General features: G+C 66.4%; 2 protein-coding genes. One reads left to right on the forward strand and one right to left on the reverse strand.

The features are described 5' to 3' along the window. On the forward strand, nt 1-473 hold a 473-nt coding region (locus ACTS1Z_RS13660), incomplete at its 5' end, for an amidohydrolase family protein (protein WP_442625026.1). 6 nt (nt 474-479) lie between these two features. On the opposite strand, the gene ACTS1Z_RS13665 is transcribed toward ACTS1Z_RS13660, so the two are convergent. Next, the gene (locus ACTS1Z_RS13665; RefSeq protein WP_442625027.1) at nt 480-1259 is read right to left on the reverse strand and encodes a hypothetical protein; all 780 of its coding nucleotides are present in this window, start codon (nt 1257-1259) and stop codon (nt 480-482) included. Nucleotides 1260-1498: the final 239 nt, after the last annotated feature.

The following is a 1498-nucleotide window of genomic DNA, read 5'->3' on the forward strand; positions in this document are numbered from 1 at the left end:
CGGACGGCAATCTCGATTTCCTCCATCCGCTCCAGCATCGCGACGATACGGTGAATTCGCTGTCCGACGGCGGCGCGCATTGCGGCACGATCTGCGACGCGGCCTCGCCGACCTTCATGCTCCAGCACTGGGTGCGCGACCGGAAACGGGGAACGATCAGCCTGGCCAATGCGATCAAGCGGCAATGCCACGATACGGCGCGGCTCTACGGCCTCAACGATCGCGGCGTGCTGGCACCCGGCTATCTGGCCGATATCAACGTGATCGATCTCGACAATCTGAAGCTCGAAAAGCCCTGGCTCGCCTTCGATCTGCCTGCGGGCGGCAAGCGCCTGCTGCAAAAGGCGCGCGGCTATGAGATCACGATCAAGTCCGGCCAGGTGACCTTCCGGGACGGCAAGGTGACCGAGGCGCGCCCTGGCGGCCTGATCCGCGGTCCCCAGACGGTCGAGATGGCGGAAGCCGCCGAATAGCCTGCGCTAGTGCAGCAGATCGAACGCGGCGAGCTCGGTGATCGAGATATGCCGCATGCTGTCGTGCGGCACGCTGTTGGTCAGCGCGTAGAAGGCGCGCGCGTTTTCGGGCGCCATGCCCATCTCGCGATAATATTCGAGATAGGGCGCATGGATCGGATCGCCGGGCGGATAGTCGGCGGCCTCGCGGCCGTAATTGTCGAGCCAGCTATGGACGATGAACTCGGCGCCCGGTTCGGCGGTGCGGCGTACGCCGGCGAGAAACAGCTCCACGCCGCCCGAGCGCACCGAGCCATGGCCGGGCACATGGGTGGCGATTCCGGCGCGCCTGATCATCCGCGCCAGTGCGAGATTGGCATTGTCGTCGATCGTGCCCGCGCAGTCGACGAAATCGAGGGTGCGGATGCCGGGCCAGTCGGCGAGCAGCCGGCGGAACGCCTGCGGCGCATAGCTGTCGACCTCGCCGATCATCTCGATCCGGTCTTCGGCGACGACGTTGAACGGGCCATAGGTGGCGAGCGCCGGGCTTTGCGGCACGCCGTAATTCTCGACGACGCCGGCCGATCCGCCATGATCGACATAGACGATGGTTTCGGTGGTGACCGTATAGCCGTCGCGCGTTTCGGTGGTCACCGTGTAGCTGCGCTGCGCGCCGGCGGACAGGGCCGGGCCGGCGGGCAGGACGAGGGCAAGCAAGGCCAGCGCGGCGAGCGCCAACGTCACCGCCAGGCCGAATGCCTTGCCGCGCAGCTCCATCGTCAGGTCGAAATCGCCGATAGTCCACATGATGCGGCGATTGTCGGGGATCGGCCTTGCGCAATCCCTGACGGGGCTGGTTAGTACCGGCTTAACCCCGATCCCGCGATTTTCACGCCGCGGACGCGAAAGAGCGGTTGAAAGCCGCGCATCCGGCCCCTATAGAGCCGCGTCTGTCTCCCGGTGGGTCCGCATCAAGGCGGGCCGGACGCACCGGTCGGGGAGTAGCTCAGCCAGGTAGAGCACTGTCTTCGGGAGGCAGGGGCCGG

The sequence above is a fragment of the Parasphingopyxis sp. genome (genome assembly GCF_052168295.1).
Taxonomy (GTDB): Bacteria; Pseudomonadota; Alphaproteobacteria; order Sphingomonadales; family Sphingomonadaceae; genus Parasphingopyxis.